Source organism: Chitinophaga flava (assembly GCF_003308995.1).
Lineage (GTDB): Bacteria > Bacteroidota > Bacteroidia > Chitinophagales > Chitinophagaceae > Chitinophaga > Chitinophaga flava.
The window spans coordinates 773,058-798,763 of the sequence record NZ_QFFJ01000002.1; the positions used below are offsets into that span (position 1 = coordinate 773,058).

A 25,706-nucleotide genomic window follows, 5' to 3' on the forward strand; every position below is an offset into this window, starting at 1 on the left:
TTTAAATTTTCCAATATCTATCTCTGGTATTTTCCGTCCTCTCTAAATCTTCGCTTATCAGCAGCATCAGAAACATCAAAAATATCATCGGTTACCGCCAAGGGCTCTATACAACGACACCAATCCCTGGTATACGTTCCTGCGGGTGGTCACCAGGGCCAGTTCTGCCTCCAGCACGTTTTTCTGGGCGGTGATTACTTCGAGGTAGTTGGCGTAACCGGTGGTAAACAGAATATTGGCGGTGGATACGGCCTGCTGCAACACCTGTACTTCTTTGGTTTTAAGCGCAAAGGTTTGTTGCTGGTTCTCTACTTTGTTGAGGGCTGTGGCCACTTCCTGGTAACCGTTTACGATGGCCTGCTGGTAATCGTAAAAAGCCGTATAGGCGCTGGCGGTAGAGATGTTGTATTGTGCTTTCAGTTGTTTTTTGTTGAAGACGGGCGCTGTGAGGCTTCCCAGGGCTCCCCAGGCCATAGAGGCAGGTGTTTTAAAAAGTAATCCTGCTTTGAAGGCATTAAAGCCAGCGTAGGGGGTGATGGTGAGTCCCGGGAGAAAGGCGGCCCTGGCGGCTTTAACATCTGCCTGGGCGGCGCTCAGCTCCAGTTCTGCCCGTTGTACATCGGGCCGGAGCAGCAATAAGTTGCCGGGTATGGCAGTGGGCACTGAGGGTGGGAGTGTTACGGAATCCCGCGTGGTGCTGCGTGTGATCGGCTGCGGCAGGCGTCCCATCAGTGCATTAAGTTGATTTTCGAGGGAAGTGATTTCCTGTTTGACACCGTATTCCAGTGCCTGTGTGCTCAACAGCTGCGCGGTGAACTGCTGAACGGCCAGTTCGGTGGCGCGTCCGGCTTCTTTCTGTATGTTGACCGTAGCCACGGCAGCTTCCTGCAGGCGGATATTTCGCCGGATGATGGTCAGTTCGCTGTCCATGGCCAGCAGTTCATAATAGAGTCCTGTTACGCCGGCTGTGATTTGTGTGGTGAGCAGGCGTCGTCCTTCCTGGCTGGCGAGGAAGCGCGCGTAGGTGGCTTTACGCTGTTGTTTCAATTTACCCCAGAGGTCTATCTCCCAGGAGCTGCGGATACCCGCGAAATATTCCGGGGTGGGGTCCGGAGCCCGCTGATCGTTGTTGATATTGGGCGATTTGTTGGTGTCGAAGTTACCGACGCCGGTCATGGTATAATCGGCGAAGTGATCTACGCCTGCTGTCAGCGACAGGTTGACGGAAGGTAGCCAGGCATTTCTGGCCATCATCAGATTGGCCTGAGCGGCGGCCACACGGCGGGAGGCGGAGAGCAGGTCGTAGTTGTGGAGCAGGGCACTGTCTACCAGGGTCTTCAGATGAGGGTCCCGGAATACCTGGTCAAAGCTCTGCAGTGACAAGGTATCGGTGCCAGGCGCAGAGGTAACGGGAACGGACACACGCTCCGGCATCTGCAACTCCTTTTGTGTGGTACAGGCGCCGGCCCCTGTGAGTAAACAGGTAGCCAGCGCGTAATGATATATTCGTTTATTCATTGGTGTAAGCTTTTAGTTCAACTTTCTTTTTCGGGATCATGGAGGCAAACAGCACATAGAGTCCGGGTATGATGAGTACGCCGAAAACAGTTCCTATCAGCATACCGCCTGCAGCGGCTGTACCAATGGAACGGTTGCCCATGGCGCCGGCCCCGGAGGCGATACACAACGGTATAAGACCAGCGATGAAGGCAAAGGAAGTCATGAGGATGGGCCTTAACCTTGATACAGCTCCTTCTCTGGCGGCGGCAAGTACGGAGGCGCCGTGTTTATTCCGCAGGATGGCAAATTCCACGATGAGGATGGCGTTTTTGCCCAGCAAACCTACCAGCATGACCAAGGCCACCTGGGCATAGATATTGTTCTCCAGCCCAAACAATTTGAGGGAAATGAAAGCGCCGAAGATACCTACCGGGAGCGACAGCAATACCGGTAATGGCAGCAGGAAACTCTCGTATTGAGCAGCCAGCAGCAGGTATACAAATATCAATACGATGATGAAGATGTATACGGCCTGGTTGCCGGAAAGGATCTGTTCGCGGGTCATACCGCTCCATTCGTAACTGTAGCCTCTGGGCAGTTCTTTGGCTGCTACCTCCTGTACGGCCTGGATGGCCTGGCTGCTACTGTAGCCGGATGCTGCGTCGCCGTTGATCATAGCGGCGGTATACATGTTGTAGCGGGTGAGCTGTTCAGGTCCGTATACCCGTTCCAGTTTGACGAAGTCAGCGTAGGACACCATTTCTCCGCGGTCATTTTTTACGTGTAGCCGCAGGAGATCGTCGGGTTTGGCCCTGAAGGCAGGATCTGCCTGTACCATCACTTTATACATCTGTCCGAAGCGGATAAAGTTAGAGGCGTAGAAGCTACCCATCAGTGTTTGCAGATTACTCATTGCATTCTCGATGCTCACGCCCTTTTTGGCGGCCATGGCCTGATCTACATGGATGAGATATTGAGGGAATTCGGCGTCGAAGCTGGTGAAGGCGCTGCCTATCTCCGGCCGTTTTTTAAGTGCGTCGATGAAATTGTTGGTGATTTGGGCTGTCTGGCGCAGATCACCACTACCGCTACGATCCAGTAACCGCAATTCGAAACCGCTGGAGTTACCGAAGCCGGGTACGGTAGGTGGCGGGAAAAATTCGATGCTGGCGTCTGCGATGCCTGCGGTGAGCTTCTGAAGGCTTGCGATGATATCTTTTACAGATGCTTTACGATCATCCCATGGTTTCAGGTTGACCATGCCCATGCCGTAGGAAGCACCAGCCACCTCGTTTACCAGGCTGTAGCCGGCGAGGGTAGATACGGATTCTACTTCCTCCAGCTTTGCGGCGATGGCCTGTATCTGGTCCAGCACTTCTTCTGTACGCTCTACAGTGGCGCCGGGAGGTGTGGTTACGTTTACATAAATCATACCCTGGTCTTCTGTGGGGATAAAGCCGGAAGGCAGGATAGCACTGGCTCCCCAGGTGGCTACGAAGAAGAAGGCCAGTGCCGCGAGGGTGATGATCCTTCTGCTGGCGATAAAGCTCACCAGTTTGGCATATTTATTTTCAGTAGCGGTATAACCTTTGTTGAAACCGTTGAAAAACCGCTGTAGCAAGCTCTTTTTGCCGGTCTGGCCATGGGTGTTTTTCAGCATGATGGCACAGAGTGCAGGCGTTAACGTTACTGCGTTGATACCGGAGATCACGATGGAGATGGCCAGTGTGAGGGAGAACTGCCGGTAGAACACGCCCACAGGGCCGGAGAGGAAGGCTACCGGAATAAATACGGCAGACATCACCAGCGTAATGGCTACCAGTGCCCCGCTGATTTCACGCATGGCGGCAATCGTAGCTTCGAGTGGAGGCAGATGATCTTCGCTCATCTTCACGTGTACTGCTTCTACCACTACAATAGCATTATCTACCACAATACCAATGGCCAGTACCAGCGCGAAGAGGGTAAGCAGGTTGATGGAGAAGCCCATCATCTGCATAAAGGCCAGTGTGCCGATCAGGGCTACCGGTACGGCCAGCGCGGGTATCAGGGTAGAACGGAAGTCCTGCAAAAAGATAAACACCACAATAAACACGAGGATAAACGCTTCGAAGAGTGTCCTCACCACTTCATGGATGGAGGCGTCGAGAAAGCGCGATACGTCGTAGTTGAAGTTGTAGGTCATACCTGGAGGGAAAGAGGCGTTTTTCATCTCTTCCATCTTTTGCTTCACATTGTTGATAACCTCGCGGGCATTGGAACCGGGTCTTTGTTTGAGCATGATGGAGGCAGAGGGTTTGCCATCTGTTTTAGACACCATGCTATAGGTGAGTGCGCCAAATTCCACGTCTGCCACGTCTTTGAGGTGTAGCACGGAACCGTCGGCGCCGGCTCTCAGGACGATCTGTTTGTATTGTTCGGGCTCGAAGAACTTACCGGTATAACGGAGCACGTATTGCAGCAACAGGGGATTTTTATCAGAGCTTTCGCCGGTTTTACCGGGAGCTGCTTCTATGTTCTGTTTGCGGATGGCGGCGATGACTTCGTCTGAAGACACGTTGTAGGCCAGCATACGGTCGGGCTTGAGCCAAATACGCATGGCGTACTCCTTGGCGCCCATAATTTCGGCGCGGCCTACACCGTCAATACGTTTCAGTTCCTGCAGCACGTTGATATCGGCAAAGTTGTAGATGAACTGCTCGTTCAGCGTGGTGTCTTCACTCATCACGTTGAGGTACAACAGCATACTGTTTACTTCCTTTTCGGTGGTAACACCGGCCTTGATAACCTCTTCCGGCAGTTCATCGAGGATGGTGGCCACCCTGTTCTGAACGTTAACGGCGGCCTGGTCCGGGTCGGTACCTACCTGAAAGAATATCTGAATAACGGTGATACCGTCGTTACTGGAAACAGACGACATGTATGTCATGCCAGGAACCCCGTTGATAGCGCGTTCCAGTGGTGTAGACACTGCCTTGGCAGATACTTCTGCGTTAGCACCGGTATACTTGGCTGTTACCGTAACTGAAGGAGGTACGATATCGGGAAACTGGGTGACCGGCAGCGTGAATAGCGCCAGCAGGCCTACCAGTGTGATAATAAGCGATATGACCAGTGACAGCACCGGTCTTTTTATGAATGTTTCAAACATTGATCTCGTTTTCTGCTATAAGCGTGATTATAATATCAGTAAACTGTCCATGGGCACGGTCCGTGGTGCTATCTGCACACCATCGCGAATATTGCGTACTCCTTCACATACGATGCGTTCTCCGGGTTGCAGGCCGGATTTCACAATGTAGAAATGGGAGAAACGGGCCTTGGGAACGAAGTTTCTCATCTTCACCTTATTGGATGCATCTACCACAAAAACATAGTTTTTGTCCTGCATTTCGAAGACAGCTTTCTGCGGAATGATGATAGCGCTGTCCATTTCGCTGGTGAGCCGCACCTTGCCGCTGGCGCCGTGTTTGAGCAGTTTGGCAGGATTGGCGAAGCGGGCGCGGAAAGCGATGGAACCGGTGTTTTCTTCAAACTCGCTTTCCATGGTTTCTATCTGCCCTGTCTGATTATAATCACTACCATCGGCGAGTACGAGATGTACCTGGCGGTAGCTGTTGTCTCCTTTAGCAATCGCTTTACTGTATTGGAGATATTCTGTTTCTGATACGTTGAAGTAAGCATATACTTCGCGGGTGTCTGACACGGTGGTCAGCAGGGTTCCTTCACTGATAAGGCTTCCGGTTTTCAGTGGTATACGGTCGATGATGCCGTCAAAAGGAGCTCTGATACTGGTGTAAGAGAGATGCATGGCAGCGTTGCTTTCTGCGGAACGGGCTTCATCAATTTTGGCCTGTGCGGCGGAGAGGCGGGCGGTAGCCACTTCCAGCTCGGAGGCAGCCACTACTTTTTTCTCTACCAGCATTTTCACACGCTCCAGTTCCAGCGAGGCTGATTTGGCTTCTGCCACCATATTGCTCAGCACTGCTTTGGCTTTGGCCAGCTCGGAACGGTATTCCGCATCGTTGATGCCAAACAGCAGTTGTCCTTTTTTGACCTCCTGTCCTTCATCTACATATACTTTATCCAGGAATCCGTTTACGCGGGCGCGTATTTCCACATTCTGAACAGCCTGTATGTCGGTCACGTAGGTACGATGCAGCAAAGTATCTTTTGCTACCAGACTGGTGACAGGCAATGATTTCAGTTCCTCGTTCTGAGTACTTTCTCCTTTGGTAACGCAGCCGGCTACAAACAATGTGAGTAGCGACGCGTAAATCCCTGTATTTTGACGCATATATATAACGATATTGTTCCGGTATCGCACCGGAAAAGTGAGTGTAACACATAGGAAGGCTCATTCCGCGATAGTGGCGGTTATGGTTGTCATCTTCCTGAAAAAAGTGAAAAGAAAAAAAGCAATAACTAAAGGAGAACTATACTCAGAAGGGAGTAAACCGGAATAGAAAACTATAGTAAGCGGGTAAAAAGGCTTTTTGCCGGACATATTCGCCGGTTTTGCCTTCGTTGATATGACAACTTTGGGAGAGGTAGTCGCTATCGATATAGGCTACACGGGTGGCAATACTGAACTGTTGTGAAGATGCACTGAGATAGTACCGTGTTTTACGGCGGTGTTTGGTGGCATGAATTACTTCGTCAACATCTTCAGGTTCATCTGTATTTAGCTGGGGTGGTAATTTGGCCAGCAGGCTCTCGAGGTAATCTTCACGGGCAGCCTGTATTTTGATTTCCTGCAATAACAGGCGCTGATGGGCAGCAAGCGAGGGTATGACGCCTGTTGTAAGCTGCAGTAGCAGCAGAAAACAGACATACATCCATCGTTTCAGTATGTGCCTTTGTGTGACCATGAGGCACAAAAATAATTTTATTTTTTGATTTGGCTCTCTGCTTATTTGATGGCCGGTTTGAAGGGATGAATAACCACAGCATAAAAAAAGGGTTGGCATATGCCAACCCTACCACTCCGCACAGGATTTAATTGTTAACTATTGTTTGATAGCTTGCATAGCAGCTTTGGCGGCAGCTATGGTAGCATCGAGTTCTTCAGTTGTGAGCGCCTGGGACATGAACCAGCTTTCGAAGGCTGATGGCGGCAGGTATACGCCGCGTTCGAGCATGGCATGGAAGAAACGTTTGAACAGTTCATTGTTGGCAGCGGAAGCGCCGGCAAAGTCAATGATCGGGTATTCGGTGAAGTGTACGCTGAGCATAGAACCCAGGTTGTTGATCTGGTACACAACTCCGGATGCGCCGAATGCTTCGCGCAGGCCGTTTACCAGGTATTCTGCTTTTTCCCGCAGCTGTTCGTAGATGACAGGGTTGTCATTCAGCGTTTGCAGCAGCGTATAACCGGCGATCATTGCGATCGGGTTGCCGCTGAGGGTACCAGCCTGGTATACTTTTCCGGCGGGAGCGAGGTTTTCCATGATGGACTTAGGTCCTGCTACTGCACCTACCGGCATACCGGCGCCGATGATTTTTCCGAAGGTAACGAGGTCGGCACGGATACCGAACAGTTCCTGTGCACCACCACGTGCGAGACGGAAACCGGTCATCACCTCATCAAAGATGAGCAGGATGCCGTTGGCATCGCAGAGCTGGCGCAGTCCTTCCAGGAAGCCTGGCTGGGGCAGGATACAGCCCATATTACCGGCCACCGGTTCTACGATGATGGCGGCGATCTGGTCCGGATTGTCTGCTATCAGCTGTTCTACAGCGGGCAGGTTATTGTAGGGGGCTGTGAGGGTATCATCTGCCACGGTAGCAGTAACACCGGGTACAGACTGGATGCCGAGGGTGGCTACACCACTGCCGGCACTCACGAGAAATGCGTCTGCATGCCCATGGTAACAGCCTTCAAATTTGATGAACTTATTACGTCCGGTATAGCCTCTGGCCAGCCTGATGGCGGTCATACAGGCTTCGGTGCCGGAGTTGACCATACGGACCATATCGATGTTAGGCACCATGCCTACGATGAGTTCCGCGATTTTTATTTCCAGTTCTGTAGGCGCACCAAAGGAAGTAGAGAAAGCAGCATATTCCTGAATGGCCTTTACTACCGGTTCATAAGCGTGTCCCATGATCATGGGGCCCCAGGAGTTGATATAATCGATATACCTGTTGCCATCCACATCGTACATGAAGGGGCCTTTGGCGTGTTGCATAAATACCGGAGTGCCTCCTACGCTTTTGAATGCACGCACGGGAGAGTTAACACCGCCAGGGATGACGTGCTTTGCTTTCCCGAATAACATTTCACTTTTGCTGTAGCTGTACATGAAAGGAAATTATTTAAAATTTACTGAGATAGATATGGGTTGCAAGATACTGAATTAAGCATTCAGCAGTCTTACAGCGTCTTTTGCGAAATAAGTAGCGATCAGGTCGGCGCCGGCACGTTTGATGCTGGTCATGCTTTCCAGGATAGCCTTGTTTTCGTCGAGCCAGCCGTTTTGTGCAGCAGCTTTGATCATGGCATATTCGCCACTCACATGGTAAGCACTCACGGGAACGGTTGTACTGTCTTTGATGATACGCATGATATCGAGGTAGGCCATCGCTGGTTTTACCATCACAATGTCTGCTCCTTCTTCAATGTCCATCAGTGTTTCCTTGATGGCTTCGCGGGAATTGGCGTAGTCCATCTGATAGGTTTTTTTGTCACCGAAACCGGGGGCGGAGTCGAGTGCATCACGGAACGGACCATAGAAGCAGGATGCATATTTGGCGCTGTAAGACATGATACCGGTTTTATCGAAACCATGTTGTTCGAGGATGTTCCGGATAGCGAGGATACGGCCGTCCATCATATCGCTGGGGGCTACGAAATCGGCGCCGGCTTGTGCATGGCTGAGGCTCATACGGGCCAGTACTTCCACGGTAGGGTCGTTAACGATTTCCGTGCCTTCCACGATACCGTCGTGACCGTAGGAGGAATAAGGATCGAGGGCTACGTCTGTCATCACCACCATTTCAGGAATGGCGTTTTTGATGCCACGGATAGCGCGCTGCATCAGTCCCTCAGGGTTTACAGCCTCGGTGCCTTTATTGTCTTTCACGCTGTCGGGTGCTTTCACAAAAAGCAATACACTTTTGATGCCCATGCTCCACAGTTCTTTGGCCTCTTTGATGGTGAGGTCCAACGAATACCGGAAATAGCCGGGCATTGAGCTGATCTCTTCCTTCACATTTTCTCCTTCAGTTACAAACAGGGGAGCGATAAAATCGCTGGGCCTCAAAATTGTTTCTGCTACCATCGCGCGAATGGCGGGGGATACTCTTAAAATTCTGTTTCTTCTGATCATCTGATGTAAGTTTTTGTGTTAGTTATCTTGAGATGATGTTTTGATCATCCTTTATCCTGAACATTGATCCAGTCGCGGGGTTTGAGCCATTCCACCAGCTGAGCCTCAGGGCTGCCGGGCTCCGGATGGAAGTCGTATTCCCAGCGGGCTACCGGCGGGAGGCTCATGAGGATAGACTCGGTGCGGCCGTTGGTTTTGAGTCCGAACAAAGTACCTCTGTCGTGGATCAGGTTAAACTCCACATAACGTCCGCGTCTATACGCCTGCCAGCTGCGATGGGCTTCTGTATAGGGGATGTCTTTTGTTTTCTCCACGATGGGCAGGTAGGCTTTCAGGAAAGCTTTACCATTGGCCTGGGAGAAAGCAAAGAGTTCTTCCGCTGTTTTTTCTGCATTGGGACGGAGGTAGTCATAGAAGATACCGCCGATGCCCCTTGCTTCGTTGTCACGATGTTTGTTGACGAAATATTCGTCGCAATGTTTTTTGTATTTCGGATAGAGGTCTGTTCCGAAAGGATCACTGGCCTCTTTAAAGGTGCGGTGGAAGTGGCTGCCATCCTGTTCTTCGAGGTAGTAGGGCGTGAGGTCTGCGCCGCCGCCAAACCAGCTGTCTTTCAGGTTACCGTCCTGATCATACAGTTCAAAGTAACGGAAGTTGGCATGTACAGTAGGAACAAAAGGATTGAGCGGGTGTATCACGAGGGAGATGCCACAGGCCATGAATTTGCTGTTGGTAACACCAAACTGCTGGGCCATTACTTCGGGCAGGTCGCCGTGTACGACAGAGGTGCTGACACCGCCTTTTTCGAAGACGTTACCGTCGGCGATCACACGGGAGCGGCCACCGCCGCCACCGGGGCGTTCCCAGTGGTCTTCACGGAAAGTGGCTTTGCCGTCTATTTTTTCCAGGGCGCTGCATATTTCATCCTGCAGGTCCCGTATAAAAGTGATAAAATTATTTTTGATGCTCATGGTATTAGCCGTGTGCTTTAACTGTTTCAACAAATGCTTTGGCATGATCTACCGGTACGTTCGGCAGGATACCATGGCCGAGGTTGGCGATATAACGCTGGCGGCCGAAGCCTTTCAGCATTTCCTTCACAGATTTTTCAATTTCAGGGATAGGAGCCAGCAGTTTAGCCGGGTCGAAGTTGCCCTGCAGGGTAATGTTGCTACCTGCAAACTGACGGGCCAGTTCCGGTTTGATACACCAGTCGATACCCAGGCCATGAGCGCCGGTAGCGGCCATATCTTCAAGGGCGAACCAGGCACCTTTGGCGAATACGATTGTAGGGCATATCTCTTTCATGGCAGCCACGATCTGACGGATATACTGGAGGGAGAACACTTCAAAGTCCTGTGGACTGAGCAGGCCGCCCCAGGAATCAAATATCTGTACGGTATCGGCACCGGCAGCCACCTGTGCTTTCAGGTAAGCGATGGAGGTATCGGTGATCATCTGCAGCAGCTGATGGGCTACTGCGGGTTGCTGGTAACAGAAAGCTTTGGCTTCATCAAAAGTTTTGGAGCCTTTGCCCTGTACCATATAGCAGAGCAATGTCCAGGGTGCACCGGCAAAACCGATCAGCGGCACACGGCCAGCCAGGGTTTGTTTGGTGAGCTTCAGGGCATCGAATACATAATGCAGTCTTTCGTGTACATCGGGAACGCATAAACGTTGCAGGTCCTGTGCACTTTTCACCGGCTGTGGCAGCAGCGGGCCTACTTTCTCAATCAGCTGTACTTCCATGCCCATGGCCTGTGGTACTACCAGGATGTCGGAGAAAATGATGGCAGCGTCTACACCTACCTGGTCTACCGGCATAACGGTGATTTCGGTGGCCAGCTCAGGATTTTCGCAGCGTTCAAAGAAACTATATTTATCACGCAGTTTGATGTAATCCGGTAAATAGCGGCCTGCCTGACGCATCATCCATACTGGTGTGCGGGAAACAGTTTCGCCTCTAAGGGCCTTCAGCAATAAATCGTTCTTCAAAGCGCTCATTCGTAGCAGTTAATATTGTTAAAGTAAAATATAGCTGTTTGTACCATGGACTCCTCTCTTGTAAGAGGGCTCATGATGATTTTATTGTTTGTGTAGTCTTCCAGTATGGAAGCAGTGGTGGTGCCGATGGCAAAACAAACGGTTTTGGATGGCAGCTTGTTGACGGAGAAAAAACTTTTCACCGCGCTGGGACTGAAAAACAGTATGCCGTCGTAATCATCGGTTATCACAGCGGGTGTAGACACGTTTTCGTAGATTACAAATTCATGTACGGTGATACCCGCTTTGCGTAAGCCTTCGGGGAGATCGTCCCGACGTTGGTTACCGCAGAAAAAGATCACTTCGGATATATTGCCCAGTGCTATGATAGCTGCTGCAAGGTCTTTACCATAGGAGGCTTCCGCCACTATGGGATTGTCGGGCAGCAGTTGTTGTACCGTCTTTTTGGTGTTTCCGTCGATACAACATATCGGATGAGGGATTATATAATAATCAGCACTCTGGTGAAGGTAATCAGCAAAAGCTTTTACGGCATGTGCGCTGGTGAATACCAGGGCTGTTGCCGGTTTGCCGAATACCTTTATCATGTTTTCTTCTCCCAGCAGGTCTTTATTGACCAGTGGTTTTATCTGAATGAAGTCCAGTACGTCGATGGCAATACCGTTGTCACCAGCTGCAGCGATTAAGCTGTCTGTAAGTGGCCTGGTGCATAATATGCGGTATTTGACATTATCCGGCATTTCTGATCGCTGCTACAATTTCATCACCACCGCGGGCCATGATGTCCTCGGCGGCGGCTTTGCCCAGGTGTTGTGCCTGTGCTACGGTTACTTCGCGGGAGATATCGAGGAACTGAGTGCCATCGAGGCTGCAGAGTTCACCGCGGAAGTGTACGGTATCATTGGTTATCTGAGCGTAAGCGCTGATAGGGGTGGTGCATCCGCCCATCAGGGTACGTAGGAATTCACGTTCTATATGTGTGGAGAGGGCTGTTTCCGCATGGTTAAAAGCGGCACAGGCTTCACGACAGAAGGCATCGTCTTCACGGCATACGGCTACTACGGCGCCTTGTGCAGGTGCCGGCAGCATCCAGTCGAGGTCGATGGAGTTAGCCGGACGTATGTTGATCCTTTCCAGGCCGGCAACGGCGAAGATGGCGCCATCCCAGTTTTCAGCGGCCAGTTTCTGCAGGCGGGTGTTGACATTGCCACGCAGGTTGTGTAACTGGTGCTGTGGGTATTTCCTTAACCACTGTGCTTTGCGGCGTACGCTGCTGGTGGCGATATTGGCCACATAACCAGGCTCGCCGAGGAAGGCAGTACTGTTTTTGTATACCAGCAGATCCTTCACCGGACCGCGTTGCAGCACAGCGGCCTGCACAATTTGTTGAGGCAGCTGGGTGGGCACGTCCTTAAAGGAGTGTACAGCGATATCAATACGGTTGTTGAGCAGTGCGAGGTCAAGGCTTTTGGTGAAGATGCCCTGTACACCTATCTCGTACAGTGGAGTAACGAGATCGATGTCGCCTTCGCTTTTAATGGGCACCAGCGTGGTTTTATAACCCTGTGCGGTGAGCAGGTCGTTGACCTGATGTGCCTGCCAGAGTGCCAGCTGGCTTTCTCTTGTACCTATCCTGATAATTTTGTCCATGATAATTAGTCCTGCTTAACTCCGGTCTCGAAAATATCGTTGATCATAGCGATGTACAGGTCACTCTTATCGGTTTCCTTGCGTACTTTTCCTGCCATGAGGTTGATCATTTTCTGGATGATACGGGAAGACACTTCTTCCATATCTTCCACTTTATAGCCGGAGCCGTTTTTCTGTTGTTGTATTTCGCGGGTGTGGATCTCCTGAAGTTTGTCTTTAACGGCTTTGAGTACAACGGCATGTTTGCGCATTTTGTACCAGTACAGGAATTCAGCCATGTGCTCATCGATGATGGCAAGGGCTTTAGGTACTTCACCCAGCCTGTTTTGCAGGGTTTCGTCCTGTACTTTTGAGAGCTCGTCTACATTCACGAGGGTGACGTGCTCCAGATCACCGACAGCCGATTCCACGTTGAAAGGGATGGAGAGGTCGATGATCAGCTTGGGAGATGATTGATGGAAGTGGGAGGCCAGTACAGTAGGTTCCGGTGCATTGGAAGCTACCAGTACCACATCGGCGGCCTGCATTTCACTTACCATGTTTTCGTAGGGCGCATAACGCAGGCCATGCTGGCCGGCGAAATCAGCGGCTACCTGAAGGGTACGGTTAATGAGGGTGACCTCTTTCACGCCCAGGTATTCAATCATATTCTTGCAGGTGTTGCGGCCTATTTTGCCTACACCCAGTAATACGATTTTTTTATGACGGATATCCGGGCAGTGGCGTTCGAGCATCCGTACGGTGGCGAAGGCCACGGAAACGGTACCTTTACTAAGGCCGGTTTCTGTTTTGATGAGTTTGGAAACCTGCAACACACTGTTGACAAGTCTTTCCAGGAAACTGCCCAGGCATTGCTGCGCTTTGGCAAACTTGGCTGCATTACGGATCTGGCCGATGATTTCATAGTCGCCCAATATCTGGGAGTCGAGGCCGGTACCTACCTGATATAGGTGGCGGATGGCTTCCTCGCCGGATTTGGAATAAGCCAGTTCTCCCAGCTGTGCCCTGTCACCGTGTGTTTCACGGGACAACAAGTCCAGCAGGTCCTGCGGGCTGTCCGCGAAACCGTATAATTCCGTTCTGTTACAAGTGGAGAGTACAAAGAGATCATCTAATTGCACAGTCCTGGCATGCTCCAGGAGTTGTTGGTATTGGGCCGGATTAATGGCGTATAATCCCCTGATAGCAGCGTCTGTTTTCTTATAGTTGATCCCAACGATATGAAAATTTGCTATTTCTTTTGAGTGACTGACCTGCATGTTTTTGTATAAGCTTCCGGCTGCAAAAATACTTGGATACGCCGCAAACAAACGGGATAAGGCTGTCATTAGTGTGTCATTTCTCCTACTGGTATCCAATACGACGAAAAAATGATTTTTATCAGTTTTTGCGGGTCCTCTGTTTTGTGGTTAGAGGATTACACGAATATACGAAATAATAGTGAACAATCATTACAAACACATGACAAAAGGCCCTGTGGAAGGGACAATAGCGGCCTTCCTGAAAAAGCACTTTGTGTGAATTTGTTATTTACTTTTGCAGCAATTTATTAAGCTCATGGTATCTAAATCTGATGTTGGCATTATTCTGATGAACCTGGGTTCGCCCGATTCTACGGCGGTCCCTGATGTGAAGCGTTATCTGTCGGAATTTCTGATGGATAAACGCGTGATCGACTACCCCTGGCTGTTCCGCAAGATACTGATTGAAGGGATCATCGTACCCCGCCGTGCAGAAAAATCGGCGGAAGCTTATGCTTCTATCTGGTGGAAGGAAGGGTCCCCGTTGATAGCACTCACCAAACAGCTGCAGACCGCTGTTCAGCATGATATGGACGTGCCGGTGGAGATTGCGATGCGTTACGGCAATCCACACCCGGAAGAGGCTTTCGACAACCTGCTGAAAAAAAATCCGGGACTGAAGGAAGTAATAGTATTGCCACTATATCCGCATTATGCCATGTCTTCCTATGAGACAGCGGCAGAATATGCGAAAGAGATCTACAAAAAGAAAAAATACAAGTTCAAACTTTCAGTAATACCTCCATTCTATGACGAGCCTGCATACATCGATGCTGTAGCAGAGAGCATGCGGCCCTATCTGCAACAGGAGCATGATTATGTGCTGTTTAGCTATCACGGTGTGCCTGAAAGGCATATCCGTAAGGGAGACATCACCGGACATCATTGTATGAAAGTAACCGACTGTTGTCATGTGCAATCACCGGCACATGAATACTGTTACCGGCATCAGGTGTTCATTACCGCAGAGCTGGTGGCGGCTAAACTGGGTCTGCCCCGCGAAAAATGGGGAATCTCCTTCCAGTCAAGGCTGGGCCGCGAAGAATGGTTGAAACCCTACACCGCCGGACTGCTGGAAACACTGCCAAGAGAAGGTAAGAAAAAACTGCTGGTGGTATGCCCGGCATTTGTTTCTGATTGCCTTGAAACACTGGAAGAAATTGCCGTAGAAGGAAAACATTCTTTCATGAACAACGGAGGGGACAGCTTTACCATGATCCCTTGTCTGAATATTCATCCTATGTGGGTAAAAGCGGTGGTTAAATACTGCCATCAGATCATGGAGGAGGAAACCGTATAACCTTGAACCATATGCCACAGAAACCCGTTTTGATCATCGGGGCCGGTATTTCCGGCCTGAGCATCGCCTACGAGCTGCAGAAAAGACAGGTGCCTTATCTGGTGCTGGAAGCAACCAGTCATAGCGGCGGTGTGATACACTCTTTCAACAAGGATGGTTATGAGCTCGATGCAGGGCCCAACACCATTGCGGCTACACCGGAAACCCTGGAGTTCCTACAGGAGCTGGGCCTGGAAAAGGAGATGCTGTATGCTTCCGCTGTCAGCAAAAACCGTTTCCTGGTAAGGAATAACCGGTTACATGCCATATCGCCTCATCCGTTGAAGATCATGGGCTCCGATTATATCAGCCGTGGCAGCAAATGGCGCCTGTTTACGGAACGTTTCCGTAAACCAGCACCAGCAGCGGGAGAAGAAACGGTTTCTCATTTTGTGGAGAGAAGGTTTAACAAGGAAATTGCGGATTATGTATTTGATCCGGTATTGTCTGGTATCTATGCCGGCAATCCCGATCTGATGAGCATCGCAGAAGTGTTGCCTGCCTTGCCGCGCTGGGAGCGTGAATACGGCAGTATCACCAAAGGACTGATGAAAGAAAAGGGTGGTATGGCCGGACGTAAGATCATCAGTCTGTCGGGCGGCAATCAAAGGCTTACCCGCCGTTTGCAGGAATTGTTACAAACACCGGTACGGTTCAACTGTTCCGTGAAACATATCAATAAAGCCGTTGATGGTGGTTATACACTGACTTGTGAAGAGCAAGGCGGAGAACATATCATCACGGCAGATCAGGTGGTGATCACTACGCCGGCCAATGTGGCGGCCAGACAACTGGCAGGCCTGGATGCCGGAGTAGCGGCCCTGCTACAAGAGGTATATTATCCGCGTATGGGCGTGTTGCATCTGGGATTTGAGGGCAGTGCGCTTCCTCAGCCACTGGAAGGTTTTGGGTTCCTGGTGCCGCATGCAGAAAAACTACATTTCCTGGGTGCTATCTGTAATTCAGCCATCTTCCCTCACAAAGCCCCGCAGGGCAAATTACTGCTCACAGTATTTGTGGGAGGCGCCCGTCAGGAGCAATATTTCGATGAGCTGGGAGCTGCAGGGCTGCAGGAGATCGTCATAAAGGAAGTACAATCGCTGCTGGGATTGAATGCAGCTCCGGTAATGCAGCATTTCAGTTATCTGGAGAAGGCCATTCCGCAGTTAAATGTAGGACATGCAAAGTTGCGGGATGCTGTTGCTGCCATGGAAAACCAGCACCCCGGCCTTTTGCTGAAAGCCAACTATGTGCAGGGCGTGGCATTGCCTGCGCTGATACAGCACGCGGCTACACTAGCTGATTCACTCATGAAAAATTAATCATCGGAATTGTTTTCTTTGTTGCCGTTTTTTCGTTAAATTCCATTATAAATTTCCACCAGATGATTGCAGGAATTTTAAAAGAAAAAAACGGCGAAACCCGGGTTTCACTCACGCCTGAAATAGTGAAGCAGCTGCAGCAGATGTCGGTAACCGTGTGGGTGGAGCAAGGGGCCGGAGAACAGGCGTTTTATAACGATGACGCCTATATGCAGGCAGGCGCGCTGATCAAAACAGCGGCCGAAGTGCTGTCGCAATCGGATATCATTTTTACTATACAGCCTCCGTCAAGGGAGCTGGCGGAGCAGATAGCTGCCGGGAAGATCCTCCTCGGCGTGCTGCAACCCTTATTTCGGCCTGAAGAGGTTGGTTACTGGGCCTCCCAAAATATCACCACTTTCAGCCTTGATTCCATCCCGCGTACCACCCGTGCGCAGGTGATGGACGTACTCAGTTCCCAGGCCAATATATCCGGTTATAAGGCTGTATTGCTGGCAGCGTATAGCTATTCCCGTTATTTTCCCATGTTTATGACAGCAGCGGGCAGTATAGCCCCCGCCAAAGTACTGATACTGGGTGCGGGCGTAGCCGGACTGCAGGCCATCGCCACCGCCAAAAGGCTGGGGGCCGTGGTAGAAGTATTTGACACCCGCCCTGCCGTAAAAGAAGAAGTGATGAGCCTCGGTGCCCGCTTTGTGGAAGTGGAAGGCGCTGCCGATGCTTCTGCCGGCGGCGGTTATGCAGTAGAACAGAATGAAGAATATCAAAAGAAACAACAGCAGAAGATCGCAGAAAGTATCGCCAAAGCAGATATTGTGATCACCACTGCACAGATACCGGGGAAACCCGCTCCGGTGCTTGTTACCCAGCCTATGCTGGACCAGATGCACAGTGGCGCCGTGATCGTAGACCTGGCTGCTGCTACCGGTGGTAATACCGCCCTTACCCGCAACAATGAAACCGTGCATTACCGCGGCATCACCATCATCGGTAATTCCAACCTCCCCGCAACCATGCCGGCTGATGCCAGCAAACTATACGCAAAAAACGTTTTCAATTTCCTGAAACTCATATTGACAAAAGAAGGAAACCTGCACTTGAATTTTGAGGATGATATTGTGAAAGGTGCCTGTATCACCCACAACGGAGAAATCGTCAATGAACGCCTGAAGAGCGCTAAACCAGCTACCAGCACTATCTAGCGCTGTAGATCATTGTTGTCCGACTAATCAAAATACCGCAAGCATGGAACATATTCTATCTTTTTTTCATCAACATACGGAGCTGATCTATATCGTGATTTTATCCGTTTTCCTGGGGGTGGAAGTTATCTCCCGTGTGCCTTCCGTACTGCATACGCCGCTGATGAGTGGCGCCAATGCTATTCACGGTGTAGTCATCATCGGTGCGATCATCGTCATGGGAAAAGCAGAACAGGACAACTATCTGGCGCTGATCCTCGGCTTCCTGGCCGTTATCCTGGGCACGGTCAATGTAGTAGGTGGTTTTGTGGTGACAGACCGTATGCTGGAGATGTTTAAAAAGAAAAAGCACTAATGGTTTAAAGCGCAATTTTATGGGATCCAGTGTACTATCAATCATTTATCTGATCGGCTCTGTTACGTTTATCCTGGGCCTGAAAATGCTCAGTAAACCGGATACTGCCCGCAAAGGCAACCTGGTGGCGGCCGCTGGTATGGCGCTGGCTATCCTGGGCACTATCTTCCTCTATAAATCCGATGATGGTCATCATTTACATAACTATGGATGGATCACTGCCGGTCTGCTGATAGGTACCGTCATCGGTGTGTTGTCTGCCAAAAAAGTGAAGATGACCGCCATGCCAGAAATGGTCAGCATGTTCAATGGTATGGGAGGCGCCTGTGCGGCCCTTATCTCCATAGTGGAATTCGACCACCTGATACATTCCCGTTTTAATGTTAATCAACTGCTCTCTACTGCAGGGGAACAACTGATCATAAAAATGCAGAAGCTGTTGCAGGCCCGGCTGGAAGACGGTGCCGGCTCACTCAACTTCAGCCTTGATACCAACATCGACATGCGGGGGCACCTGCTTATCATTCTGCTGGGACTGATCATCGGGGCCGTTTCTTTTGCCGGCAGCGTGATCGCCTGGGGAAAACTGAACGGACGCATCCGTGATTTCTCCTTCAAAGGCCAGCATTATGTAAACCTTGCGGTGATGGCCATGATCCTGATGGGTGCTATCGTACTGGTAGTGACAGTGAATAATCAGGTGGATGCTGCCGTTTCAGCCGGTACTCCCCATTCACTACTGAGCTTTCAACTGCTTTTTTACCTGGTACTGTTATGCTCCCTGTTATACGGCATATTGTTCGTATTGCCAATTGGCGGAGCGGATATGCCGGTAGTGATCTCCCTGCTGAACTCTTTTACCGGCGTAGCGGCCGCATGTGGCGGCTTCCTGTACGATAACCCGGTAATGCTGACCGGTGGTATCCTGGTAGGTTCTGCCGGTACCATCCTCACCATCCTGATGTGTAAGGCCATGAACCGCTCTCTTAAAAATGTACTGATCGGCTCCTTCGGCAATGGCACCACTGCTTCCGGTACTGTCAAAGATCATGGTACCTACAAGGAAGTGAGCCTGTCCGACGCTGCCGTAGTTATGGCATATGCCAGTAAAGTGATGATAGTACCGGGTTATGGCCTGGCTGTAGCCCAGGCTCAGCATGCTTGTCATGAACTGGAGAAGTTGTTGGAAGATAAAGGCGTAGTCGTAAAATATGCTATTCATCCGGTAGCCGGCCGTATGCCTGGTCATATGAACGTGTTGCTGGCTGAAGCTGATGTCCCCTATGAAAAATTACTGGAGATGGAGGGTGCCAACGCTGAGCTGCCCACCACAGACGCTGTGCTGGTGCTGGGTGCCAACGATGTGGTAAATCCTGCCGCCAAAAATGATCCTTCCAGCCCTATTTACGGAATGCCGATACTGGAAGTCGAAAATGCCAAACTGGTGATCGTGAACAAACGAAGCATGAAACCAGGTTATGCCGGCATTGAAAACGATTTGTTTTTTCAACCAAAGACTTCCATGTTGTTTGGTGATGCCAAACAGGTATTGCAGCAACTGGTGGCAGAAATCAAACAGGTATAAAACCACCTGTCAAGCACAGAAAAGAGCGCAGTGATTTTTTCAGGATTAGAAAAAATTACTGCGCTCTTTGCGTTCCCTGAAGCCTTTACAACAACTTTTCCACGATCCTCCTTATTTTTGCGAAAAAAAGAGCATTGTCCAATCATTTACCAGCGGCACTGATAGATTCTTTGGAAGGACTTTCCGGTTTTAACCGGACTTCATTTGAACAAGTGCACACAGCAGCAGAAAAAATTACTTCACTCCGGTTAAACCCAATGAAGGTGCGTACAGCAGCAGAACAGGAAAATATTCTATCCTCGCTGTCCGCTACCGGTGCTCAACGGGTACCCTGGAGTACTACAGGGTATTACCTCCCACAGCGTCCGTCTTTTACATTCGATCCATATTTTCATGCCGGTGCTTATTATGTACAGGAGGCTTCTTCCATGTTCCTCGAACATGCGGTTCGGTCTACTGTAGCGCTGGACCGTCCGTTGAAAGCGCTGGACCTCTGTGCTGCGCCAGGAGGGAAATCTACTTTGCTGCAATCGCTCCTCAATAGTAACAGCATGTTGGTGGCCAATGAAGTGATTAAGGCCCGTGCTGCATTACTGGCAGACAATATCAGCAAATGGGGCGCTGCAAACGTGGTGGTGAGTAATAACGATCCCCGCGATTTTGGTCGCCTGCCCGGATATTTCGATCTGGTAGTCATTGATGCACCCTGCTCCGGATCTGGTTTATTCCGTCGTGATCCTGAACTGGTAACAGAATGGTCGCCTGAAAATGTGATGCTCTGCAGCCAGCGCCAGCAGCGTATTCTGGCCGATGTGTTGCCTGCCCTGAAAGAAGATGGTGTACTGATCTATTCTACCTGCTCTTTTTCAAAAGAAGAAGATGAAGAAATTCTCGATTGGCTGGCAGATCATTTTGAACTGGAAAATATACCACTGGAAATTCCTGATGATTGGAATATTGTTACAACGGTAACGCATAAACGTAATTGCAGCGGATACCGTTTTTATCCTGACAGACTGAAGGGAGAAGGTTTTTTTATTGCCTGTTTCCGCAAGCGGAGTATGGCAGATACGGTGAAGCGTAAGGAAGCGAAAACTGCCGCCATTGGGGCAAAGGAGCGGGAGCTGTTATCGCAGTGGATACAATTGCCGGAAGGCTATACGTATCAGCCGCATCAGGAAGACATCCTGATTTTATCTTCCATGGTATCATCAGAAATAGCAATGCTGCAACAACATTTGTATATTCGCAAAGCTGGTGTGAAAGCAGGGCAGCTCGGAAAGAAAGAGCTGATACCAGATCATCAGCTGGCTTTGAGCAATCTGCTTGTGGACCAGGTGCCGGTGATAGATCTTGATCTTAAAGCTGCCTTACAGTATCTTCGCAAAGAAGATCCGGGTATAGACACTACCGTGAGAGGCTGGGCGCTGATGCGTTATGAGCAAATGGCGCTGGGCTGGGCAAAAATACTACCTAACCGGATGAATAATTATTATCCTAAAGAACTCCGTATTTTGAAAGATATCAGCGGGCTGTAAAAAGTTGCTGCGCTATTTGTTCCCTCTGTTACATATTTGTGAAATAAGCTGCCAACGGGAGTTTTATCTGCATGTCGAACTATGGCGTACATGCAGTGAATGACAACAAAAAGCATGTTTTTTCGTTTGTTTTATTAAATATTTTTGTCAATTTTATCGCATATATTCGTTGCCCTAAAAAGGACGGTAATTCACATAAAAAGAGTTAGTATGGTAAAATCGATTCTATCAATTGCCTTGTTTGGTTTAAGTGCAGGAGTGGTAAAAGCGCAGGACACGCTGCAGGTACAGGGTACCTCACCGGCTCTTTATATCTCCCACATCGTTAAAAAGGGAGAAAACTTCTATAGCCTCAGCCGTGCTTATGGTGTGCCCCCAAAAGAAATTGCCGCCGCCAATAAGATCACCATGGAACAGGGATTACAGCTTGGACACAACGTGCATATTCCTCTCTCCGCTTCCAACTTCTCCCAGCAAGCGGAAGCTACAGGAACACCGGTATATCACAAAGTAACGGAGAAAGAAACGTTGTACCGTGTGAGTGTTAACTACAACAAAGTACCGCTGGACAACATCCGTCAATGGAATAACTTCCAGGGTGATGGTCTGAAGAAAGACAGCTACGTTATCATTGGTTATCTGAAAACCGGTAACAGCCCTGCTCCTCAGCCCCGCACGGAAGTAGTGAAAAATGAACCTAAACAGGAAGCGCCTGCACCGGTGGTAACAGAAGCTCCCCGTAAGGAAGTAAAGAAAGAAAAGGAAAAAGAAAAGGAACCGGAAGCGCGTCCTGTGACCGAGTCTCCTGAAACAGCGCCAGCCACTGCACCTGCTACAAAACCAGCACCTGTGGCGTCTAGCGCTGATTTCGAAAAATTGTATGATCAGCAAACCGGTGGCGGTAAAAAAGTGGCTACCGAAAAAGGCCCTGGTACCTGGTTTAAGAGCAATGCTGTGGGTAAATACTATGCGCTGCACAACACCGCTGCCCGTGGTACTATCATCAAAGTTACCAACCCGCTCAACGGCAAAGCTATTTACGCCAAAGTGCTGGATGTGATTCCACAGATGAAGCCCAATGCAGGACTGATCGTTAAACTGAGCGATGGCGCCATGCAGGCATTAGGAATGACAGATGCGCGTTTCTATTGCGAACTGAGCTACGAGAACTAATCTACTGAAATAGTAAAAACAAAAAAGCGAAGATCACTATGATCTTCGCTTTTTTGTTTTTATCATCATTGGTTAAAACCGGTATCCTCTGAGGAAGGTGGTTATATCCATTCTTTTTTTCCCTTCGAGTTGTATTTCATCGAGGTAAAGATAACCATCAGGAGCAGCGATTCTGACATAGGTTTTTTGATCAGTATCGAATTCTCCAGGCGCTATGGAAGGTTGTGCATACTGTTTATGCGCCTTATAGATTTTAAGGCTTTTATCCTGTAAGGTGGTCCAGGCAGCAGGATAGGGGCTCAGGCCACGTACCAGGTTGTATATCTTATCCAGTGGCTCCTGCCAGTTGATCATGCAGGTGTCCTTGAATATTTTAGGCGCATGTTTAACATCTTCAGCGGCGATGCTGGCCTGTGGCGTTTCTTGGGTTGTACCGGCAGCGATGGCCTGTACTGTTTTGAGCAGCAGGCGGGCACCGGTTTGCATGAGTTCATCGTGTAGTTCGCCAGCGGTTTCATCTTCGCGGATAGTCACTGTATCATTGAAGAGTATATCACCTGTATCGATTTCGTGTTGCAGTTTGAAGGTGGTTACACCGGATTCTTTTTCTCCGTTGATGATAGCCCAGTTGATCGGTGCGGCGCCTCTGTAGTTGGGCAACAGGGACGCATGTACGTTGATGGTGCCTTGTGGCGGCATGTTCCATACGATCTCGGGCAACATACGGAAGGCTACTACCACCTGCAGATCTGCTTTCAGTGCAGCCAGCTGTGCAATGAAATCCGGATTCTTCAGTTTCTCCGGTTGCAGCAACGGCAGCCCTTTGCTGACAGCATATTTTTTGACAGCACTTTCCTGCAGCTGTAATCCTCTGCCGGCGGGCTTATCAGGCGCGGTGACTACCCCTACCACATTAAATCCGTTTTCAACAAGTATATCCAGTGACGCTACTGCAAAGTCAGGCGTCCCCATAAAAACGATACGAAGCTGTTTGTTCATAGTACGCAAAAGTAAAGCAATTATTCCTCGTACAACAGGTATTTCGCTCTGATAGCTTTGAACTGCTGCAGTCCGGGTTCCCAGCTTTTACGAATAGCTGCTTCAGAAAGACCGCTTTTGATCTGTTGTTGCAGTGTGGCATTACCGGCCAGTTTATTAAAGAAGTTACTAAAGAACTTATCTTTTTCCGGGTAGAGTGCATAAGCCTGTAACAGCCATTTGAGGGCTATTTTGCGGCCTTTTGCAGGTCTGGCTTCCGGTGCATTGCTCAGGTCGAAGCCATAGCAGCGCTGATCTTTCAGCGGTGGATTCTTAGCGCCAGGTACGCTGAGTGGCGTGAAAGAGAATCCTTTTTTCGGAAACAGCGGAGATCCGAAGAGCTGGAAAGGCTTGCTGGTACCGCGGCCCAGGCTGACAGGTGTGCCCTCAAAAAAACAAAGGGAGGTATACAGGTTTACTGCAGCCATATTTGGTAAGTTGGGTGATGGCGGTATCGGCAGCTGATAAAAAGTGTGGTGGGTATAGTTTTCACAGGTGATCACTTTCAGCTGGCATTGTACTCCTTTGCTGAGCCAGTGTTCACCGTTGAGCATTTGTGCGTATTCTCCTACAGTCATACCATGAACGATGGGGATAGGCTGCATGCCTACAAAAGAACGGAAGGCGGTGTCCAGGATGGGACCATCTACATAGTCTCCATTGGGGTTAGGCCTGTCCAGTACCAACAACAGTTTGTTGTTTTCGGCAGCGGATTCCATCAGCTCCTGCAGGGAAGAGATGTAGGTATAGAAGCGGGCGCCTACGTCCTGTACATCGAAGATGAGGACGTCTACATCCTGCAGGTCGGCGGCCGTAGCTTTGCGGTGCGAACCATAGAGCGATACTACAGGCAGTCCGGTATTAGGATCGGTGCTGTTGCCTACTTTTTCGCCTGCATCAGCGTTGCCGCGGAAACCGTGTTCAGGGCTGAAGATTTTGGAGATGTGTACCTGCAGTTTCAGCAGTGTGTCTACAAGATGTGTTTGGCCGATAGTGGCGGTTTGGTTGACCAGCAGGGCCACCCGCTTGTCTTTCAGCAGTGGAAGATATTTGCTGGTTTGCGCAGCTCCCGGTATTACGTGGGACGCATACTGTGCCTGTGCAGCAGCAAACAGGCCACAAAAAAATGTACAGATGATCAATATACGGTTCATGCCGGTAAGATACGGTAAAACCTGTATGGGAGGCAGAAAAAATGGTGAATACGTGCTGTTTTATTATCTTGCGCTTATTATTAACAATAAACAACTAAATTATGCAAGCTGTTAAAAACGGGGATACTGTGAAAGTGCACTACCAGGGCCGTTTAACCAACGGAACTATGTTTGATTCCTCAGAGGGCAGAGCACCCCTGGAATTCAAAGTAGGCGCACACATGGTTATCAAAGGTTTTGAGAATGGAGTGCTGGATATGAAGCCGGGTGAGAAAAAAACTATTCATATCCCTGTTGATCAGGCATATGGTCCCAAGAATGAAGAGATGATCATGGATTTTCCTAAAGCGAATATTCCTCCTGATCTGAATCCTGAAGTTGGTATGGAGCTGCAGATGAGCAATCCGGAAGGCCAGGTTTTCCAGGTGAAAGTAGCAGCTATTGGTACTGATTTCATCACCCTCGATGCTAACCACCCACTGGCTGGCGAAGATCTGGTGTTTGATCTGGAACTGGTGGAAATCCTCTAATATTTATACTCAGATTTATTGATTTACGGATTTCTGATGTGGAAGTAATTCTAACATTGGAAATCCGTAAACTTTTTAAGCCGGTATCCTGATAGGTATCGGTTTTTTGTTTTCATCTATTGCCACAAATGTAAAGGTCCCGCTGATCGCTTTCTCCCGGTGATCGAGGTACATCTGTTCTACAAACACGTCTACCTGCACTTTCAGGCTTGTGTTACCCACATGTACTACGGTTCCTACCAGTTCGATGATAGTACCATGGGGGATAGGTTTTTTAAAGTCGATTCTGTCTGATGATACAGTAACAGTACGCATTTTCGTAAAACGGGTGGCGGTGATAAAGGCCACTTCATCCATGAGATGCATGGCGGTGCCACCAAAGAGCGTATCGTAATGGTTTACTGTATTGGGAAATACTGCTTTAAAGATCCTGGTAACGGATCGTTCTATCTGTTCTTCGTATGCCATGGTTTTTGTATGTTGAAGCGCGGGCTGTTGCAGCGCCGTCTTCATTTCGTGTAAACAATCTGCACAGAGGCAGCCCTGATATTGTTCGCCTATCTGAAACCTTTCTTCCGTGGTGAGTAGCACCCCGCTGCACTGGCAGTTGCGGATATTGTTGACCCGGCATTCAAAAGGCCGTTGACAGCGGGGGCAGGAGATGGTTTCATGTTTTTGCATGAA

22 protein-coding genes are annotated in these 25,706 nt (G+C 49.7%); 8 read left to right on the plus strand and 14 right to left on the minus strand.

The window, feature by feature from the left end; genetic code table 11:
• Window positions 1-84: 84 nt before the first annotated feature.
• From DF182_RS19520 to hemA, 11 genes are all read right to left on the minus strand, one after another.
• Window positions 85-1,518 carry a TolC family protein gene (locus DF182_RS19520; RefSeq protein ID WP_113617500.1) on the minus strand — a complete coding sequence of 478 codons (1,434 nt, stop codon included), beginning with the start codon at window positions 1,516-1,518 and terminating at the stop codon, window positions 85-87.
• Entirely contained in the window at window positions 1,511-4,651 is a 3,141-nt protein-coding gene (locus DF182_RS19525; RefSeq protein ID WP_113617501.1) for an efflux RND transporter permease subunit, read from the minus strand. The genes DF182_RS19520 and DF182_RS19525 overlap by 8 nt, the downstream gene beginning before the upstream one ends.
• Before the next feature lie 27 nt (window positions 4,652-4,678).
• Window positions 4,679-5,797 (minus strand): efflux RND transporter periplasmic adaptor subunit, encoded by a 1,119-nt coding sequence (locus tag DF182_RS19530; RefSeq protein ID WP_113617502.1) that lies wholly within the window; start codon window positions 5,795-5,797, stop codon window positions 4,679-4,681.
• Between the two features lie 145 nt (window positions 5,798-5,942).
• A complete protein-coding gene (locus DF182_RS19535) occupies window positions 5,943-6,371 on the minus strand; it encodes a hypothetical protein (RefSeq protein WP_113617503.1) in 429 nt (142 codons plus the stop codon).
• Between the two features lie 138 nt (window positions 6,372-6,509).
• Entirely contained in the window at window positions 6,510-7,805 is a 1,296-nt protein-coding gene (hemL, locus tag DF182_RS19540) for a glutamate-1-semialdehyde 2,1-aminomutase (RefSeq protein WP_113617504.1), read from the minus strand.
• Between the two features lie 54 nt (window positions 7,806-7,859).
• Entirely contained in the window at window positions 7,860-8,831 is a 972-nt protein-coding gene (hemB, locus tag DF182_RS19545) for a porphobilinogen synthase (RefSeq protein ID WP_113617505.1), read from the minus strand.
• 44 nt (window positions 8,832-8,875) lie between these two features.
• Window positions 8,876-9,802 carry an oxygen-dependent coproporphyrinogen oxidase gene (hemF, locus tag DF182_RS19550; protein ID WP_113617506.1) on the minus strand — a complete coding sequence of 309 codons (927 nt, stop codon included), beginning with the start codon at window positions 9,800-9,802 and terminating at the stop codon, window positions 8,876-8,878.
• Between the two features lie 4 nt (window positions 9,803-9,806).
• Window positions 9,807-10,835: a uroporphyrinogen decarboxylase gene (hemE, locus tag DF182_RS19555; RefSeq protein WP_113617507.1), complete on the minus strand. Its 1,029-nt coding sequence runs from the start codon at window positions 10,833-10,835 to the stop codon at window positions 9,807-9,809.
• Window positions 10,832-11,575 (minus strand): uroporphyrinogen-III synthase, encoded by a 744-nt coding sequence (locus tag DF182_RS19560; protein WP_113617508.1) that lies wholly within the window; start codon window positions 11,573-11,575, stop codon window positions 10,832-10,834. Before DF182_RS19560 ends, hemE begins: the two co-directional genes overlap by 4 nt.
• Complete coding sequence (gene hemC, locus DF182_RS19565; protein ID WP_113617509.1) at window positions 11,565-12,485, minus strand: hydroxymethylbilane synthase; 921 nt, start codon at window positions 12,483-12,485, stop codon at window positions 11,565-11,567. The genes DF182_RS19560 and hemC overlap by 11 nt, the downstream gene beginning before the upstream one ends.
• 5 nt (window positions 12,486-12,490) lie before the next feature.
• Window positions 12,491-13,744, minus strand: coding sequence for a glutamyl-tRNA reductase (gene hemA, locus DF182_RS19570; RefSeq protein WP_161964186.1), 1,254 nt, complete (start codon window positions 13,742-13,744; stop codon window positions 12,491-12,493).
• A 298-nt stretch (window positions 13,745-14,042) separates the two neighbouring features.
• On the opposite strand from hemA, the gene hemH reads away from it, so the two are divergent.
• From hemH to DF182_RS19605, 7 genes are all read left to right on the plus strand, one after another.
• Window positions 14,043-15,086, plus strand: coding sequence for a ferrochelatase (gene hemH / locus DF182_RS19575; protein WP_113619648.1), 1,044 nt, complete (start codon window positions 14,043-14,045; stop codon window positions 15,084-15,086).
• An 11-nt stretch (window positions 15,087-15,097) separates the two neighbouring features.
• Window positions 15,098-16,447, plus strand: coding sequence for a protoporphyrinogen oxidase (hemG, locus tag DF182_RS19580; RefSeq protein ID WP_113617511.1), 1,350 nt, complete (start codon window positions 15,098-15,100; stop codon window positions 16,445-16,447).
• Between the two features lie 62 nt (window positions 16,448-16,509).
• Window positions 16,510-17,649 carry a Re/Si-specific NAD(P)(+) transhydrogenase subunit alpha gene (locus DF182_RS19585; RefSeq protein ID WP_113617512.1) on the plus strand — a complete coding sequence of 380 codons (1,140 nt, stop codon included), beginning with the start codon at window positions 16,510-16,512 and terminating at the stop codon, window positions 17,647-17,649.
• A gap of 43 nt (window positions 17,650-17,692) precedes the next feature.
• A complete protein-coding gene (locus DF182_RS19590) occupies window positions 17,693-18,004 on the plus strand; it encodes an NAD(P) transhydrogenase subunit alpha (RefSeq protein ID WP_113617513.1) in 312 nt (103 codons plus the stop codon).
• Window positions 18,005-18,023: 19 nt separating this feature from the next.
• Window positions 18,024-19,589 (plus strand): NAD(P)(+) transhydrogenase (Re/Si-specific) subunit beta, encoded by a 1,566-nt coding sequence (locus DF182_RS19595; RefSeq protein ID WP_113617514.1) that lies wholly within the window; start codon window positions 18,024-18,026, stop codon window positions 19,587-19,589.
• 134 nt (window positions 19,590-19,723) lie between these two features.
• Window positions 19,724-21,127 (plus strand): methyltransferase RsmF C-terminal domain-like protein, encoded by a 1,404-nt coding sequence (locus DF182_RS19600; protein ID WP_113617515.1) that lies wholly within the window; start codon window positions 19,724-19,726, stop codon window positions 21,125-21,127.
• Window positions 21,128-21,337: 210 nt separating this feature from the next.
• The gene (locus DF182_RS19605; RefSeq protein WP_113617516.1) at window positions 21,338-22,300 is read left to right on the plus strand and encodes a LysM peptidoglycan-binding domain-containing protein; all 963 of its coding nucleotides are present in this window, start codon (window positions 21,338-21,340) and stop codon (window positions 22,298-22,300) included.
• A 72-nt stretch (window positions 22,301-22,372) separates the two neighbouring features.
• Here DF182_RS19605 and fmt read toward each other — a convergent pair whose 3' ends face one another.
• Entirely contained in the window at window positions 22,373-23,299 is a 927-nt protein-coding gene (fmt, locus tag DF182_RS19610) for a methionyl-tRNA formyltransferase (RefSeq protein ID WP_245957495.1), read from the minus strand.
• 20 nt (window positions 23,300-23,319) lie between these two features.
• Window positions 23,320-24,492 (minus strand): exo-beta-N-acetylmuramidase NamZ family protein, encoded by a 1,173-nt coding sequence (locus DF182_RS19615; RefSeq protein WP_113617518.1) that lies wholly within the window; start codon window positions 24,490-24,492, stop codon window positions 23,320-23,322.
• A 101-nt stretch (window positions 24,493-24,593) separates the two neighbouring features.
• Between DF182_RS19615 and DF182_RS19620 the strand changes: the two genes are divergently transcribed.
• A complete protein-coding gene (locus tag DF182_RS19620; RefSeq protein ID WP_113617519.1) occupies window positions 24,594-25,022 on the plus strand; it encodes an FKBP-type peptidyl-prolyl cis-trans isomerase in 429 nt (142 codons plus the stop codon).
• A 75-nt stretch (window positions 25,023-25,097) separates the two neighbouring features.
• Here the strand turns inward: DF182_RS19620 and DF182_RS32710 are convergent, their stop codons facing one another.
• Complete coding sequence (locus DF182_RS32710) at window positions 25,098-25,703, minus strand: cysteine-rich CWC family protein (RefSeq protein WP_113617520.1); 606 nt, start codon at window positions 25,701-25,703, stop codon at window positions 25,098-25,100.
• Window positions 25,704-25,706 lie beyond the last annotated feature (3 nt).